This is a genomic window from Type-F symbiont of Plautia stali (assembly GCF_059731105.1).
The window spans coordinates 3,741,208-3,757,771 of record NZ_AP035909.1 but is presented as its reverse complement, the minus strand read 5'-3'; the positions used below and the strand labels follow the sequence as shown (position 1 = coordinate 3,757,771).

At 58.1% G+C, this 16,564-nt stretch carries 15 protein-coding genes; 4 read left to right on the top strand and 11 right to left on the bottom strand.

Annotated features, from left to right (window positions below; genetic code table 11):
* Window positions 1–10: 10 nt before the first annotated feature.
* The gene (nfuA, locus tag AC6I7A_RS17960; protein WP_009087718.1) at window positions 11–586 is read right to left on the bottom strand and encodes a Fe-S biogenesis protein NfuA; all 576 of its coding nucleotides are present in this window, start codon (window positions 584–586) and stop codon (window positions 11–13) included.
* A gap of 58 nt (window positions 587–644) precedes the next feature.
* Window positions 645–1,325 carry a DNA utilization protein GntX gene (gene gntX, locus AC6I7A_RS17955; RefSeq protein ID WP_033736076.1) on the bottom strand — a complete coding sequence of 227 codons (681 nt, stop codon included), beginning with the start codon at window positions 1,323–1,325 and terminating at the stop codon, window positions 645–647.
* Between the two features lie 34 nt (window positions 1,326–1,359).
* On the opposite strand from gntX, the gene bioH reads away from it, so the two are divergent.
* Window positions 1,360–2,136, top strand: a complete 777-nt coding sequence (bioH, locus tag AC6I7A_RS17950) for a pimeloyl-ACP methyl ester esterase BioH (protein ID WP_058957853.1) — start codon at window positions 1,360–1,362, stop codon at window positions 2,134–2,136.
* A 170-nt stretch (window positions 2,137–2,306) separates the two neighbouring features.
* Window positions 2,307–2,576 (top strand): YdgH/BhsA/McbA-like domain containing protein, encoded by a 270-nt coding sequence (locus AC6I7A_RS17945; RefSeq protein WP_009087712.1) that lies wholly within the window; start codon window positions 2,307–2,309, stop codon window positions 2,574–2,576.
* On the opposite strand, the gene AC6I7A_RS17940 is transcribed toward AC6I7A_RS17945, so the two are convergent.
* The 4 genes from AC6I7A_RS17940 to yjbE all read right to left on the bottom strand — a co-directional run bounded on the left by AC6I7A_RS17940 (window position 2,577) and on the right by yjbE (window position 7,723).
* Window positions 2,577–4,262: an alpha-amylase family glycosyl hydrolase gene (locus AC6I7A_RS17940; RefSeq protein ID WP_009087710.1), complete on the bottom strand. Its 1,686-nt coding sequence runs from the start codon at window positions 4,260–4,262 to the stop codon at window positions 2,577–2,579.
* 128 nt (window positions 4,263–4,390) lie between these two features.
* Entirely contained in the window at window positions 4,391–6,718 is a 2,328-nt protein-coding gene (locus AC6I7A_RS17935) for a Tex family protein (RefSeq protein WP_058957852.1), read from the bottom strand.
* A gap of 103 nt (window positions 6,719–6,821) precedes the next feature.
* Window positions 6,822–7,295 carry a transcription elongation factor GreB gene (gene greB / locus AC6I7A_RS17930; RefSeq protein ID WP_009087707.1) on the bottom strand — a complete coding sequence of 158 codons (474 nt, stop codon included), beginning with the start codon at window positions 7,293–7,295 and terminating at the stop codon, window positions 6,822–6,824.
* Window positions 7,296–7,474: 179 nt separating this feature from the next.
* On the bottom strand, window positions 7,475–7,723 hold the full coding sequence (yjbE, locus tag AC6I7A_RS17925) for an exopolysaccharide production protein YjbE (protein ID WP_009087705.1): 249 nt from the start codon (window positions 7,721–7,723) through the stop codon (window positions 7,475–7,477).
* A gap of 536 nt (window positions 7,724–8,259) precedes the next feature.
* On the opposite strand from yjbE, the gene ompR reads away from it, so the two are divergent.
* Together ompR and envZ are read left to right on the top strand one after the other, a co-directional pair.
* Window positions 8,260–8,979, top strand: a complete 720-nt coding sequence (ompR, locus tag AC6I7A_RS17920; protein ID WP_003853014.1) for an osmolarity response regulator transcription factor OmpR — start codon at window positions 8,260–8,262, stop codon at window positions 8,977–8,979.
* Window positions 8,976–10,346, top strand: coding sequence for a two-component system sensor histidine kinase EnvZ (gene envZ / locus AC6I7A_RS17915; RefSeq protein WP_009087704.1), 1,371 nt, complete (start codon window positions 8,976–8,978; stop codon window positions 10,344–10,346). Before ompR ends, envZ begins: the two co-directional genes overlap by 4 nt.
* A gap of 36 nt (window positions 10,347–10,382) precedes the next feature.
* Here the strand turns inward: envZ and pckA are convergent, their stop codons facing one another.
* The 5 genes from pckA to AC6I7A_RS17890 form a co-directional block, all read right to left on the bottom strand.
* Window positions 10,383–12,002, bottom strand: coding sequence for a phosphoenolpyruvate carboxykinase (ATP) (pckA, locus tag AC6I7A_RS17910; RefSeq protein WP_009087703.1), 1,620 nt, complete (start codon window positions 12,000–12,002; stop codon window positions 10,383–10,385).
* A gap of 367 nt (window positions 12,003–12,369) precedes the next feature.
* Window positions 12,370–13,236, bottom strand: coding sequence for an Hsp33 family molecular chaperone HslO (gene hslO, locus AC6I7A_RS17905; RefSeq protein WP_009087701.1), 867 nt, complete (start codon window positions 13,234–13,236; stop codon window positions 12,370–12,372).
* Between the two features lie 49 nt (window positions 13,237–13,285).
* The gene (gene hslR, locus AC6I7A_RS17900) at window positions 13,286–13,687 is read right to left on the bottom strand and encodes a ribosome-associated heat shock protein Hsp15 (RefSeq protein ID WP_009087700.1); all 402 of its coding nucleotides are present in this window, start codon (window positions 13,685–13,687) and stop codon (window positions 13,286–13,288) included.
* Between the two features lie 13 nt (window positions 13,688–13,700).
* Window positions 13,701–14,348 carry a GMP/IMP nucleotidase gene (yrfG, locus tag AC6I7A_RS17895; protein WP_009087698.1) on the bottom strand — a complete coding sequence of 216 codons (648 nt, stop codon included), beginning with the start codon at window positions 14,346–14,348 and terminating at the stop codon, window positions 13,701–13,703.
* Window positions 14,349–14,404: 56 nt separating this feature from the next.
* Window positions 14,405–16,540: an intracellular growth attenuator family protein gene (locus AC6I7A_RS17890; protein ID WP_058957851.1), complete on the bottom strand. Its 2,136-nt coding sequence runs from the start codon at window positions 16,538–16,540 to the stop codon at window positions 14,405–14,407.
* Window positions 16,541–16,564 lie beyond the last annotated feature (24 nt).

The window sequence follows — 16,564 nt, the reverse complement described above, 5'->3', positions numbered from 1 at the left end:
TGCGTTAACATCAGTAGAAGGAGTGTTCGCCGCGCTGATGCTCGGTAATATCCCGCACGCCTTTCAGTTCCGGGAAGGCAGCCAGCAGCTCTTTCTCGATACCATCTTTCAGGGTGACGTCGATCATCGAACAGCCGTTACAGCCGCCGCCAAACTGCAGAATGGCGTAACCGTCATCGGTGATCTCCATCAGTGACACGCGTCCGCCGTGACCGGCCAGCTGTGGGTTGATCTGCGCCTGCAGCAGATACTCCACGCGCTCTACCATCGGCGCATCGTCAGACACCTTCCGCATTTTGGCGTTCGGCGCTTTCAGCGTCAGCTGTGAGCCGAGATTGTCGGTCACGAAGTCGATTTCCGCATCTTCCAGATAAGGTTTGCTCAGTTCATCAACATACGCAGAGAGCTTTTCGAACTTCAGCTCGGTGTCAGTCGCTTCAACGGCATCAGGCGGACAGTAAGAGACGCCGCACTCCGCTGTTGGCGTACCCGGGTTAATCACGAATACGCGAATCTGGGTGCCATCTTCTTGTTTGGATAGCAGTTTAGAAAAATGTTCCTGGGCAGAGTCAGTAATTCGGATCATGTCGATTGCTCAATAGTTGACTAATTTAGTTGGTTATAATACGCCCATCAATGACGCTCTACAAGGTACGGCACAGGCACCAGACCTGCACGCTGGCCGCGCCCTGCGCCAGTAACAGACGACTGATTTCGTCGACCGTACTGCCGGTGGTGATGACGTCATCCAGCAGGGCGATATGGCGACCCTGTACCGCCATTTCAAGGCGGAAGGCATCCCGTAAGTTAGTGCGGCGCTGGCGGGCAGTGAGCTGATGCTGCAATGCTCCCCTTCGCTGGCGGGAGAGGCCGTCACGCCATTCGCACCGCAGCCAGTGCGCCAGCGGGGCGGCCAGCAGGGCGCTCTGGTTGTAACCGCGCCGCCAGCGTCGCCGCCAGTGCAGCGGCACCGGCAGCAGCAGGTCGGGACGCACCACACGACCGTGCCGCCAGACATCCAGCCAGCTTAGCAAAAGCAGCCGCGCTAGCATCACCCTGAGTGCGGTTATATGAGAAAACTTAAGCTGATTAACCCACTCACTGAACGGCGGGCGATAGTCATTGACGCAGACCAGCGCCTGCCAGGCGGGCGGTTTGCGCTGGCAGCGGCCACAGGCGACCCGCGTCGTCCCGGCGGGTAACCCGCAGCGTGGACAGAGCAGGGGCAGCGGCGGTAATTCACGCAGACATAAGCTGCACAGACCGTGACGGGCGATCTGTAACGGCATCTGGCATAGCCAACACAGGGCAGGCATTGCTAGCATAGCGACCTCCTTATCATTTTCGGGATAGTAACTGATGACGTCGCTCTACTGGCACACCTGCGGAGAAGGAAAACGCGATCTTGTGCTGCTGCACGGATGGGGGCTGAATGCCGAAGTCTGGCAAAGCATTATTCCGCGACTCAGCCCGCATTACCGCCTGCATCTGGTCGATCTGCCGGGCTATGGCCGCAGTCAGAATGCGGGTGCCCTGACGCTGACACAGATGGCAGAGGCGCTGCTGCCTGCGCTGCCCGCACAGGCGATCGTCATGGGGTGGTCTCTGGGCGGACTGGTGGCAACGCAGCTGGCGCTGACCGCGCCAGACAGATTGGGTGCCCTGATCACCGTCGCGTCGTCGCCCTGTTTCACCGCCACAGAGCACTGGCCCGGCATTAAACCCGAGACGCTGCAGAACTTTCAGCAGATGCTCAGCAACGATTTTCAGCGCACGGTGGAGCGCTTTCTGGCGCTGCAGACGCTGGGCACCGAAACGGCGCGCGCCGATGCACGGCAGCTGAAAGAGGTGGTGCTGTCGCAACCGATGCCGGAAGTGGCGGTGCTGGATGGCGGACTGGAGATTCTGCGTCAGGTCGATCTGCGCAGCGCGTTACCGCAGATCGGGCTGCCGTTCCTGCGTCTCTATGGCGCACTCGATGGGCTGGTGCCGCGCCGGATTGCTGCAGAGATTGATGAAATGTTGCCAGCCTCGCCTTCAGTCGTTATCGATAAGGCAGCACATGCACCTTTTATTTCCCATCCAGACATCTTTTGTCAGCATATTATTAACTTTATCAGTGATTTGCCGGGATAATGAGGCTTTAAGTTGGCAAAATCGCTGGCAGCAGCAATACTTCTCTCTGTGAGCAAGGCCGCTGCAAATTTATGTGATTAGTCACGGAAATGACTATGCCGTTCCATACTGCCTTACGCGTTTAGCGGCTGCTTACATCTCACAATGGATCATGAATGAGGGTAAACATAATGAAGGTTTTTAAATGGGTTGTGGCTTCAATGATGATGGGCGCGATTTCATTTTCTGCGATGGCAGCGAAAGAAGTCACCAAAGAAGAAGTTAAATCAATGAACCTGCAGAAGATTGGCACTGTTAACACCACAGCGGAAACCACCTCGCCAATGGATGCTAAAAAAGTGCTGTCTCAGCTTGCTGACGAGAAAGGCGGTAAATACTACCTGGTGATCGCGGGTCGCGAACACGGTAAATTCAGCGCCACCGCTGAAGTCTACAAGTAATCAGCGTAGCCACATGAACTGCCAGGCATCCAGCTTAACCGGCTGGGTGCCATCCATCTTCTCTCCGCTTATCAGATCCTGCCACATACGTGCCTCCGGTAGCGGTGTCTCCACCGGCCGTCCACTGAGATTAAACACGCAGAGCAATCCTTCATCGCTGTCCGGCGAATGACGTCTGAGCACCAGCAGGGCATTTTCGCTCTCTGAGATCGTCATCGGATTATCGGGATGAAAAGCAGGCTGGCGACGGCGCAGCTGGATCAGCTGACCGAGCCGGGTATAGATCTGCTGACGCAGCCACTCTTCCCCCGCCAGCGCCGCTTCTATCGTCTGCAGATCATACTTCTGGCGATTAATCGCCCGGTTGTGTCCGGCGGCACGTACCCCATCGTAATCATTTCGCCCGCCCACAATGCTCTGGATATAGATGGCCGGCACGCCAGGGAACACCAGCAGAATGGCATGGGCCAGTAAAAAACGTTTCAGCCGCGTGGCGTCGTCGTCCGCCTCACGGTTTAACGCATCCAGATAGGTGACGTTGATTTCATAGGGGCTGGTGGTGCCGTCCGGATTATTTTTGTAGGAGACCAGCGCACCCTCCAGTGCCAGGTCGCGCACCAGCGCCACGATCTCCACCTCCGACAAAATTCCGCGCGCCGGATTCAGGCCGATACCATCGTGGGACGCCAGAAAGTTAAAAAAGGTGGTGTCATTGCTGCTGAGATCCAGCGAGCTGGCCCACTGCCGCAGCGCGCGCGCCGAGCCGGTATGAATCGCATGCAGCACCAGCGGCGGCAGCGAAAACTGATAAACCATCTGCGCCTCATCGTGGCCGTTGCCCAGGTAACTGATGTTGTCCCGATGTGGCACGTTGGTCTCCGTGATAATCACCGTGCCAGGGGCGACCTGGTCGGCAATCGCGCGAAAGAGCTTCACCAGCTGATGGGTTTTTTCCAGGTGAATACAGCGCGTGCCGGGCGTTTTCCACATGTAGCCGACCGCATCGAGCCGCACGTAGTCCGCGCCGCGTATCAGGTAGTCAAGCAGGACCCCGACCATGCGCAGCAGCACCTCAGGATTGGCAAAGTTCAGGTCGATCTGATCGGCGCTGAAGGTGGTCCAGATAAAGCGGGTGTCGCCATCGGCCATCTGAAAAGGGGTCAGCAGCGGCGAAGTTCGCGGACGGGTGACGGCGCTGAGGTCAGTGGCGGGCGGCATGCTGATAAAGAAATCGTCCCAGCCGGGGTCCTGCGCCAGAAAGTGACGGAACCAGGCGCTCCGCGACGACATATGGTTGCAGACAAAATCGAACATCAGCCGGGTTTCCTGATGCAGGCGGGCAACATCCTGCCAGTCACCGCACAGCGGATCAACCTGATGGTAATCAATGACAGAAAAGCCGTCGTCAGACGACCAGGGAAAGAAAGGCAGCAGGTGAACCAGCGGAAAGAGGGATTGCAGATGCTGCTGATAGAAGCGGGAAAAGGTCGTGAGCGTGGGCTTGCCGGTTTCCCGAAACTGATCGGCATAGGTGATGAGCACCACATCCTGCTCGTCCCAGTGCGCCTTGCGCGGCAGCTTGATGGCGTCGCGGGCGGTGGCGATCTCACTCAGCAGGCGCGTCAGGGTAGCCTGGGGAAAGGTGCCGGCATAAATCTTATCAATCAGATCGGTGATCGTTTCCATCGTGAGTTGGATGCCACAGCAGATGTTGTTTTTATGACAGGCGTCTTTTTAGCGTAGCGTTATGGCGGGGATTTTCAACCGGGGAAAGTGGCGGGAACAGGGGGCCAGCGTGCGGCCCCCTGATAAGCTTAGCGTTTTTTACCGAACGCGGCGGCCAGGGCATCACCCATCGCGCTGTTACCCGCAGAGGCGCTGACCGGACGCGGACGGCCTTTCGCGGCAGCCGGACGTTTCTCGTCACGCGGCGCGCCATTTTTCGCGCCGCCACGTGCATTGCCTTCGCCGGGCTGCTCATCGAGACGCATGGTCAGGGCAATACGTTTGCGCTGCAGATCGACTTCCATCACTTTGACTTTGACGATATCGCCCGCTTTTACCACCTGATGAGGATCTTCCACAAAGCGGTCAGAGAGCGAGGAGATATGCACCAGGCCATCCTGATGCACGCCGATGTCCACAAACGCCCCGAAGTTGGTGACGTTGGTAACGCTGCCTTCCAGAATCAGGCCCGGCATCAGGTCGCTCAGCGTCTCGACGCCTTCGGCAAACTGCGCCGTCTTAAACTCAGGACGCGGATCGCGGCCCGGCTTCTCCAGCTCTTTCATGATGTCGGTTACGGTCGGCAGACCAAAACGGTCATCGATGAAATCGCGCGGGCTGAGATTGCGCAGGCTGCCCGCATTACCCATCAGGTCGCTCAGCGCCTGCTCGGTAGCGGCCAGAATGCGCTCGACCACCGGATAGGCTTCCGGGTGGACCGTTGAGGCGTCGAGCGGGTTATCGCCGTGATTGATACGCAGGAAGCCCGCGCACTGTTCAAAGGCTTTTGGTCCCAGGCGACTCACTTTCAGCAGCTGCTGGCGGTTGCGGAAGCGGCCATTTTCATCCCGCCAGCCGACAATGTTCTGCGCCATCATGCGCGTCAGGCCCGCGACGCGGGTCAGCAGCGGCACCGAGGCGGTATTCAGATCCACGCCGACGGCGTTCACACAGTCTTCCACCACCGCGTCGAGTTTCTTCGCCAGCTGGCTCTGGCTGACATCATGCTGATACTGACCGACACCGATCGATTTCGGATCGATTTTCACCAGCTCAGCCAGCGGGTCCTGCAGACGTCGGGCAATCGACACCGCGCCGCGCAGAGAGACATCCAGATCCGGGAACTCCTGCGCCGCCAGTTCAGAGGCGGAGTAGACGGACGCGCCCGCCTCACTGACAATCACTTTCTGCGCCGTGACCTGCGGGAACTGCTTCTGCAGATCGAGGAAAAAGCGCTCGGTTTCGCGGGATGCGGTACCGTTACCAATCGCCACCAGCTCCACCTGATGCTTAACGCAGAGGGCCGCAACGGCGGCGGCGGCTTTCGCGGCCTGACCGGTGTGCGGATAGACGGTATCGGTCGCGACCACCTTGCCGGTGGCATCAACGACGGCGACCTTAACGCCGGTGCGCAGGCCCGGGTCCAGTCCCATGGTGGCCCGCATGCCCGCAGGCGCGGCCATCAGCAGATCGTGCAGGTTACGGGCAAACACGTTGATCGCTTCATCTTCTGCGCGTTCGCGCACCGTGCCCATCAGCTCGGTTTCCAGATGCAGCATCACTTTGATGCGCCATGTCCAGCTCACGACCGCTTTACGCCAGCTGTCTGCCGGGGCGTTGTTCAGACGCAGGTTCAGGTGTTCCGCAATCAGCGTTTCGCCGTGGCTTTCACGCGGCGCTTCATCAAACTGCGGGTCGGCATTCAGCGAGAGTTGCAGAACGCCTTCGTTACGGCCGCGCAGCATCGCCAGTGCACGGTGTGACGGCACGCTGCTCAGCGCTTCATGGTGGTCAAAGTAGTCACGGAACTTCGCGCCCGCTTCCTCTTTCCCTTCCACCACGCGCGACACCAGGTGGGCATTTTTCCACAGATAGTTACGCACTTTCGCCAGCAGCGCCGCATCTTCAGCGAAACGCTCCATCAGAATGTAGCGGGCGCCATCCAGCGCGGCACGCACGTCAGCCACCCCTTTGTCGGCATCGACATATTGTGCAGCCAGCTGCTCAGGGGTGTGAGACGGATCCTGCCACAAGGTGTCCGCCAGCGGCTCAAGACCCGCTTCAATCGCGATCTGTCCACGCGTACGGCGCTTCTGTTTGTAGGGCAGGTAGAGGTCTTCCAGCTCGGTTTTGCTGAGGGTGGTGTTGATCGCGCGGGCGAGGTCGTCGGTGAGTTTTCCCTGCTCGTCAATCGACTTCAGAATCGACTGGCGTCGCTCTTCAAGTTCACGCAGATAGCTGAGGCGGGTTTCCAGCTGGCGCAGTTGGGTATCATCCAGCCCGCCGGTGACCTCTTTACGATAGCGTGCGATAAACGGCACGGTATTCCCTTCATCCAGCAGGCGAACGGCGGCGTCAACCTGTTCGGGACGCGCCTGCAGCTCACTGGCTATTATCTGGCTCAGAACGTTCATCATCAGGACTGTCTTGCTTTCCGGGTTGAGAAATAGCGGACAGTTATACGGATTGATGGTCAAAATTGCCAGAGACGCGGGCGGCTTTCAGCCATAATCTGAAACGTTATTGCGGGTAGTCAATCGCGTTGACATACCAGAGCGCCGGACCCACTGGCGTCTCGACGGTGGCGGCATCGCCCACCTCTTTTTTCAGCAGTGCCCGCGCCATCGGCGAGTCGATGGAGATGTAATCCTTGCGGCCAAAAATCTCATCGTAGCCCACGATGCGGAAGCGTTTGAGGTCACCCGCATCGTTTTCAATTTCCACCCAGGCACCGAAGAAGACTTTGCCATCCTGCTGGGGCGAGTAGTCAACGATGCGCAGCTGCTCAAGACTTTTGGTCAGGTAGCGAACGCGACGGTCAATTTCCCGCAGCCGTTTCTTGTTGTACTGATAGTCGGCATTTTCACTGCGATCGCCAAGGCTGGCAGCCCAGGTCACCTTTTTGGTCACTTCCGGTCGCTCTTCACGCCAGAGGTAGTCGAGTTCCGCTTTCAGCTTATCGAAGCCTTCGCGGGTAATCAGTCGGGTTTTCATGCTAATCCGGCCAGCCAAATCAAAAGAGAAACAGTGTAAGGCAAACAGGGCGCGGCAAAAAAGAGTCGGGGAAGGGGTTTTTAAAGCTAAAAACCCGCGTTGACTTCCCCGGCGGCGAAAGGGGTGCTGCTGAAGCGTAATCTGGAGCCAGTCACAGGACGCTGGCCAATAAAACAGACTTATTTTCCGGCGTGAGTCGCCGTGGTGGTCGAGGTGCCGGTGCCATGTCCGTCACCGCCGCCGCCGCCCATGGTAGCCAGCGCAACGCCCAGCAGGGCCGCGACTGCGCCAACGCCAATGGCGTCAGAGTTACCTTTAGCGGTTGAGGTTGCCGCTGCACCGGCCGCTTCACCGGTCGCTGTGGCAGCATAACCTGGGCTAACGCTGCCTAATGCCAGCGCGCTCAGCAGTAAAATCGTTTTTTTCATTGTGTAATCCCCGTTGAGACGTCGAATGGTGCCTGAGCAGTCTGGTTGAAAACGGAGAAGGCGAAAAGTTGGCTTTACTGATTGATTTATGTGACTTTAATTTCAACTGGCCTTGCTGTGAGAAGCACTGAAATTAATCCGAGATGAGGATGGCGTCCCGGACGCTTTTGCTGGAATATTATGCTGTCTGAATGCGGGCAGGGTAGATTATCTGGAGCTTATCCATAATGATGACTCCGTTTTAAGCCAAATTAACTGCTAAGCCGCTGAATTTCTTAATCGAATAAATGCCGGTCCGCTTCTGACGCCAGCGATTCTGAGAAACAGGGCCGTTTTTTCAGATTTGCCGTATCCTGCCCTGTCGCCGGTAAAAAGGGTGAGCCTGGCCCCGAAATTGGCCCGAAATTAAATATAAGCTCCTGTTTAATATGCTTTGTAACAATTTTGGCTAGAATATAAACCATTAATGACTGTCACTATAAGGCATCTTTTTTTAACAATGTTGGCTCAGGCAATAGCGCCTTTGGGAGTTGAAAATGCAAGAGAACTACAAAATTCTGGTCGTCGATGATGATATGCGTCTGCGTGCTCTGCTTGAACGCTATCTCACCGAGCAGGGCTTTCAGGTGCGCAGTGTCGCTAATGCCGAGCAGATGGATCGTCTGTTAACCCGTGAATCCTTTCATCTGATGGTGCTCGACCTGATGCTGCCAGGTGAAGATGGCCTCTCTATCTGCCGTCGTCTGCGCAGTCAGAGCAACCCGATGCCTATCATTATGGTGACGGCCAAGGGTGAAGAGGTCGATCGTATCGTCGGGCTGGAGATCGGCGCGGACGACTACATTCCTAAACCCTTTAACCCGCGCGAACTGCTGGCGCGTATCCGCGCGGTGCTGCGTCGTCAGGCCAATGAACTGCCCGGCGCACCGTCGCAGGAAGAGGCGATTATCGCCTTTGGTAAATTCAAACTTAACCTCGGCACCCGCGAGATGTTCCGTGAAGATGAGCCGATGCCGCTGACCAGCGGTGAGTTCGCCGTGCTGAAAGCCCTGGTGAGCCACCCGCGTGAGCCGCTGTCGCGCGACAAGCTGATGAACCTGGCGCGTGGCCGTGAATACAGTGCCATGGAGCGTTCGATTGACGTTCAGATCTCCCGCCTGCGTCGCATGGTGGAAGAGGACCCGGCACATCCACGCTACATTCAGACCGTCTGGGGTCTGGGCTACGTCTTCGTGCCGGACGGCAGTAAAGCATGAGGCGACTGCGCTTCTCGCCACGCAGTTCGTTTGCGCGCACCCTGCTGCTGATCGTGACCCTGCTGTTTGTCAGCCTGGTCACGACCTATCTGGTGGTGCTGAACTTTGCCATCCTTCCCAGCCTGCAGCAGTTCAATAAGGTGCTGGCATACGAAGTACGTATGCTGATGACCGACCGGCTGCAGCTGGAGGATGGTACGCAGCTGGAAGTGCCTCCGGCGTTTCGCCGGGAAATCTACCGCGAACTGGGGATCTCGCTCTACACCAATGCAGCAGCAGAGGAGAGCGGATTGCGTTGGGCGCAGCACTACGAATTCCTGAGTGAACAGATGGGGCAGCAGCTGGGCGGGCCCACCGATGTGCGGGTCGAGGTCAACAAAAACTCGCCTGTGGTCTGGCTGAAAACCTGGCTGTCGCCTGATATCTGGGTGCGGGTGCCCCTGACGGAAATCCATCAGGGCGACTTCTCGCCGCTGTTCCGCTATACCCTGGCGATAATGCTGCTGGCGATTGGCGGCGCCTGGCTGTTTATCCGCATCCAGAACCGGCCGCTGGTGGATCTGGAGCACGCCGCTCTGCAGGTCGGACGCGGGATTATTCCGCCGCCGCTGCGCGAGTATGGCGCGTCCGAGGTTCGCTCGGTGACCCGGGCCTTTAACCAGATGGCGGCCGGGGTAAAACAGCTGGCGGATGACCGCACGCTGCTCATGGCGGGGGTCAGTCACGACCTGCGCACGCCGCTGACCCGTATTCGTCTCGCCACCGAGATGATGAGCGAGCAGGATGGCTATCTGGCCGAATCGATTAACAAAGATATCGAAGAGTGCAACGCCATCATCGAACAGTTCATCGACTACCTGCGCACCGGTCAGGAGATGCAGACCGAGCGCGCCGACCTGAACAGCGTGCTGGGCGAGGTGGTGGCCGCAGAGAGTGGCTACGAACGTGAGATCGAAAATGCGGTGATGCCGGAAGAGTTAATGCTGGATATCAACCCGCTGTCGATCAAGCGCGCACTGGCTAACCTGGTGGTCAACGCCGCGCGATACGGCAATGGCTGGATTAAAGTCAGCAGCGGACGGGAACTGCATCGCGCCTGGTTTCAGGTGGAAGATGACGGGCCGGGTATTAAGCCCGATCAGCTGGCGCATCTCTTCCAGCCGTTTGTGCGCGGCGACAGTGCCCGCAGCACCAGCGGAACCGGTCTCGGCCTGGCGATTGTACAGCGTATTATTGATGCGCATCAGGGGTCGCTGGAGATTGGCGAGAGCGAGCGCGGGGGATTGCGTATTCGCGCCTGGTTGCCGTTAACGGAAAATATGGCGCTGAGCCATAACAACGGCAGCAACAGCGTCTCAGGCGGATAAAACCGGCGCGGCAGAGTGACTGCCGCGCCCGTTCCGTCAGCGTTGCGGGCCCGCTTTTACCAGCGCCGCACCGGCTGCGTTATCGGTGTACTTATCGAAGTTATCAATAAAGCGCTGCGCCAGCCCTTCGGCGGCGGCGGTCCACTTCTCTTCACTCTCCCAGCTGCGACGCGGATCGAGCGTCTCACTGTCCAGCTCACCCAGTGTCACCGGCATCTGCAGATTGAAGATCGGCAGGGTTTCTACCGGCGCATCATCCAGTTCACCCGCCAGGATCGCGTTGATGATGGCACGGGTATTCTTCAGCGAGATGCGCTTGCCGCTGCCGTTCCAGCCGGTATTGACCAGATACGCCTGCGCACCGGACGCCTCCATCCGCTTCACCAGCACTTCGGCATACTGCGTCGGGTGCAGCGTCAGGAATGCCGCGCCAAAACAGGCAGAGAAAGTCGGTGTTGGCTCAGTCACGCCACGCTCGGTTCCGGCCAGTTTGGCGGTAAAACCGGACAGGAAATGATACTGCGTCTGCTCCGGCGTCAGACGGGAAACCGGTGGCAGCACCCCAAACGCATCGGCGGTCAGGAAAATCACCTTCTTCGCATGGCCCGCTTTTGAGACCGGCTGCACGATGTTGTCGATGTGATTGATCGGGTAAGAGACGCGGGTGTTTTCGGTTTTGCTGCCGTCGGCGTAATCCACGCTGCCATCTTCGCGTACCACCACATTCTCCAGCAGCGCATTACGGCGAATGGCGCGGTAGATCTCCGGCTCAGCCTGCTCTGAGAGGTTGATGGTTTTGGCGTAGCAGCCGCCCTCGAAGTTAAACACGCCGTCATCGTCCCAGCCATGTTCATCATCGCCAATCAGCTGGCGGTCAGGATCGGTCGAGAGAGTGGTTTTCCCGGTGCCCGACAGGCCAAAGAAGACCGCCACGTCGCCCGCTTTGCCAACGTTGGCAGAGCAGTGCATCGAAGCGATGCCTTTCAGCGGCAGCAGGTAGTTCATGATGGCGAACAGACCTTTCTTCATCTCGCCGCCGTACCAGGTGCCACCAATCAGCTGCATGCGTTCCGTCAGATTGAAGGCGACAAAGTTCTCAGAGTGCAGACCCTGCGCCTGCCAGTCCGGGTTGGTGCATTTCGCGCCGTTCATCACCACAAAATCGGGCGTGAAGTCGGCCAGCTCAGCGTCGGTCGGCTGGATGAACATATTTTTGACGAAGTGGGCCTGCCAGGCCACTTCGGTGACAAAACGCACGCTCAGACGGGAGTCAGCATTGGCACCGCAGAAGGCATCCACGACAAACAGGCGCTTGCCGGAGAGCTGCCGGGTGACGCAGCTTTTCAGTGCGTTCCAGGTCTCCTGCGACAGGGGCTGGTTGTCATTTTTGCCGGTGCCCTGGTCGTTCCACCACAGGGTATCGCGCGTGGTGTCGTCACGCACAATGTACTTATCCTTTGGCGATCGCCCGGTGAAAATCCCGGTGTCTACTGCAATCGCACCGCTCTGCGTCAGGGTGCCACGTGCAAAACCTTCGAGGTCCGGGCGCGTCTCTTCCTGAAAGAGCGTGTCGTAATCAGGGTTGTAAACCACTTCCGTGGTATCCACGATGCCCAAAGCGGCAAGGTCTTGCGAGGTCAGGCCGTTAACGCGCATTTTACTGCTCCTTAAATCGGTGTCTGTTCTGCAAAGCAGAGATAGGTTGGGATCGTACGGCCGGCTGTTGCACTGATGCGACGACGCACTGAAAAGTCACAGCGCGTCGTCACCTCAGCCTGCAGGCACAACCAGGCTTATCAGGGCTTCTGCCTCTGCCTTCCGGGCGGCTGCACGATCGCGCGCAGTTTACTCTTCTGCGTTGAGGGAAAAAGGGCAGCGATCTAAAAATGCGACTCAGGGCGCGTTAAGGCTATGTTTCGAACGTTTTAAAGATGTTATGAAAGTAAAAAAAGATAATTTGTCTGAGAAATTATGGGGATAGGAGGGGGAGAGGAAAACGGGGCGGCAGACGCCGCCCGGTGAATCAGTGCAGACGCTCGTCATTCCCGTGAGAATGGCTGCGAATCGCCGCGATATCGACTGCGTCAAACACGTAGTCTGAACCGCAGTAGTCGCAGTGCATGTCAATTTTGCCATCTTCCGCGATGATCTCATCCACCTCTTCCTTCGGCAGCGTGGTCAGCACTTCACCACAGCGTTCACGCGAACAGGTGCATTTGTAGATGACCGGCTGCGGATCATAGAGGGTGACCTCTTCCTGATGGTAGAGACGCCACAGCACCTCATTGGCCGGCAGGGTGATCAGCTCGTCGGTTTTGATGGTTTCCGTCAGGGTCGCCAGGTGGTCGAACGCCTCTTTCTCTGTCTCCTGTGCCGGCAGAACCTGCAGCAGGATACCAGCGGCACCCTGGTCACTGGTGCGGATAAACAGCCGCGTAGGCAGCTGCTCAGAACGCATGAAGTAATCTTCCAGGCATTCCGCCAGCGTTTCACCTTCCAGTCCCACCACGCCCTGATAGCGTTCACCTTTTTCAGGAGAAATGGTGATCACCAGGTAGCCGTTGCCCACCATGCTTTTCAGGGTGCTGTCGGCCGGGATGTCGCCTTTAATGCGCGCCACGCCACGCAGCTCCTGATTGTTGTTGCCGTTGATCACCGCCAGAGAGAGCGGACCGTCACCCTGCAGCTGCACGGTAATTTCACCGTCAAACTTCAGCGTGGCGGTCAGCAGGCTGGTGGCGACCAGCATCTCACCCAGCAGCGTCTTAACCGGAGCCGGATAGTCGTGGTTCTTCACGGTTTCACGCCAGGTGTCGGAGACGTTCACCAGCTCGCCGCGCACAGCGGCATTTTCAAACAGATAACGGTGCAGTTGATCCTGGACTGACATATTTTTTCTCTCACTGGAACGGGGCGATGGCGCGTCCGCGAAGACGGCATTACTCATCGCCCGATAATTTAAACTTCATCAAATCGCGACGCTCTTTTTTGTCAGGTCGCCGATCGGGATGGGGCATAGTCAGCGCATTCAGTTTGCGTGCCTGCGCCATTTTTTCGCGTTTCTCAATACTGGCATCGGTTTCGCGGTAGAGCTGCTGTGCCTCGCTGGCGGGGCGGCGCTGAGCGCTGATATTCGCCACCACCACGGTGCGTTCATCGTTGCCCTGACGCACGGTCAGTTCCGCATTCAGCTCGACGATCTTGCCGGGTTTACTGCGCTGACCGTTGTAGTGCACTTTGCCGCCTTCAATCATCTCCCGCGCAATCGCCCGGGTTTTGTAAAAGCGCGCAGCCCACAGCCATTTGTCGAGGCGAACCTCTTCGCTGCTTTTCTCTTTCATTGCTGCTCCTGACTCAGATCAGCGTCCGGTAGTCGCCGGTGGCGCGGTGACGCTGAAAGATTTGCTCAGGACGACCCGAATCGGGATTTTTTACGCCTAAGCACCAGCCGATGCCCCATGACGCCGCAGCATCCAGAATCACTTCGCTGTCGTCGATAAACAGCGTGCGCGGCGCAGAAAAGCCGGTGTGCTGTTGTACCGCCTGCCACAGACGCGGGTCTTCTTTCGGATACCCAAAGGTATGGGTGGAAAGTAATAAATCAAGGTGTGGCGCTAAACCTGTCTGCGCCAGTTTGACGTCGAGATTATAGGGATGCGCGTTGGTCAGCAGGATGGTGCGCTTGCCAGCGCGACGCAGCGCCTGCAAAAAGGGCAGGGTGTCGTCACGCAGTGCGACCCGGCTGCGCATCGCCCAGGTCATGGCACGAATGTCCAGCGCCAGCGCCTCTGCCCAGTAATCCAGACAATACCAGTTTAGCGTATGGGCGACGGCCTGATACTTTTCCGTGATGATCCGGTCAGCGTCAGCCAGGGTGATGCCGCGCTGCTGGCTGAGCACCGCGGGCACATGCTCCAGCCAGAAATGACGATCAAACGCCAGATCCAGCAGCGTGCCATCCATGTCGAGCAGCACGGTGTCAATTTCAGACCAGTTGAGCATCGTGGCTCTCACCCTGTAAAAAAACCGGGCGACAGGGTAGCACAGAAGGGCAGGGCTCAGAATATCGAGCGCACGCTCTGCAAAGTGCTGAGGTTATGGTTGAAACACTTGTCGTAATAGAGCTGGATGTCGATCATGCGCTGGCGATTACGGTGCATGCGGCGCAGAGCCAGCAGTCCGTTGATCACGCCGCAGGCCAGCAGCACCATCAGCAGCAGTACGGTGCCGAGATAGCGCCACTGCGCCATAGCATCGGGTTCATTGTGCAGCGCGATGTGACGCGTGCCGTTGGCATCGGTGGTGATGCTGGTGATGATGCCGCTGGCGCTGAATGGTGTATGCAGCAGCATGGCGGAGATGCGCTGCAGCTCATGCCACTGAGCGGGCGGATCGAGATCGAACAGTGACACGGCAGGCTGAGGCTGACTGACCAGCTGGCGCCCCTCGTCACTGACGATCAGGAATCCTCCCGGCGGCGGGCTGTTGAGGTTTTCAGCCGCACGGCGGGTTTCGCGGAAAAAGAAGGTCGAGGTGGCGGTATTCACCAGGTTCTCCAGCGCTTCCGCACTGACCGGTCGCAGCAGCACATTCATGCCGTTTAGCTGGCCGGAGTCGGCGCGGCGCATCAGCGCCTCCCAGTCTTTGGCGTTGCCCAGGTTTACCAGCGCGTTTTTCAGGCGCACGCAATCCTGCGGCTGATTACAGAGATCCTGGGTCTTCATGACCAGATCGGAGAAGTCATCCAGCAGAATCATGCCGGACTTCTGGATCGCTGACGCCAGCTGCGGGTTCAGTTTGGGATCGGTATTGGTTTCCGGGTGCAGCTGCCGGGTCGTGGTATCCAGCAGGGCAGCGGCTTTATCAATAATGTCAGATTGCGGCTGCGGCAACGGCTTCGCGTTATTCCAGTAGATGGCCGAGCAGTCGAACGGCATAAAGGCGTAATTCCGATTGCTCTGGTAGTTATCCGGCACTGAACACATGCCGGTACCGCTCACCTTCAGGCTGTCACCAATATTCAGGGCCACGCTGCTGAGTTTATCGACGCTGTTGACCTCCAGGCTGTCGGTGCCTCTGGCCCAGGCGAGACTGAGCTTGATCGGCATCCCGAGCGGGATCCAGGTAACCAGCAGGGTCAGCACCAGCAGCGAGCCGCAGGCCAGCACCACATTTTTCCGCCAGCGCTGAATCGGGAAATTTTTGACCTCATCCTGCAGGGATAAAAAGCGGCCCTGACGCACCACCTGACGGTTAAGGTAGATCTCCACGTCGGTCACCTGACCGAGGTCGTGCGCGACATAGGGCTGCCAGTGCGCCGGATAGGCGAGATCGATAATTCCCAGCGTGATGTTGCTCTGCTCCTGGTTCGATTCGCTGAACAGACCCCAGCGCTTCGGCGCGCCGCGCAGGCAGTGGATGTCACGCAGGCCGCGCTCACCCGGAATGCGATAGAGCAGCCACAGGCTGGCGGCGATCATTCCCGCACCGGCCAGCACCAGCCAGATCATCAGAGTCGTGGGCACCAGCAGACTGAAGAAGAACAGTAAGAAGGCAAGCGAGATGATCACCCCTTCACGCGTGCCGTCTGGCCGCGACAGGCGATACTCTTCCGGGGTCTCTTTACGCACCTGCAGCAGTTCAACGTTTTCCGTTTCTGCTTTGCGGATCGAGGCGTTGGTCGACACCGGACGCATCAGCGTCGGCAGGGACTGCTGATCCACCGCGTAATCCACCAGCGAATGGCCGTTGAGCGAAATCACCAGCGGAATGGATTGGGTGCGGATTAACTCGACGTAGTTTTCGTCGGTGATGTACTGCTCCCACAGCGGCGGCAGATGAACTTCGACTTCATCCAGATAGTAACGCCATTTATGGGGATCGTCCGTTGAGAGGCCGTAGCGGGTAATGGCGCGGGTCACTGGATAGACGTTGTTGCTCTGCGCGGTCAGCGTCAGACGTTCAGACGCGCTGCGCTTGTCGGTCGTCACGGCGGTGCGGGGCTGTTTTGCCAGTGCGGTGACATATTTGTCTACCGCCTCGCGCTCCTGAGGGGAAAGCTTACGGCAGGGCGGACTGATAAATGGCAGCGGTTTCGCCAACGGCGGACGATGCCGCATAGCGTACCAGAACCCAATACCTGCCAGGATTGAACAGGTCAGCACTATGGCCAGGATCATAAAGATTGTGCTCATGCTCTGCTCAATTCAGCCAAAATG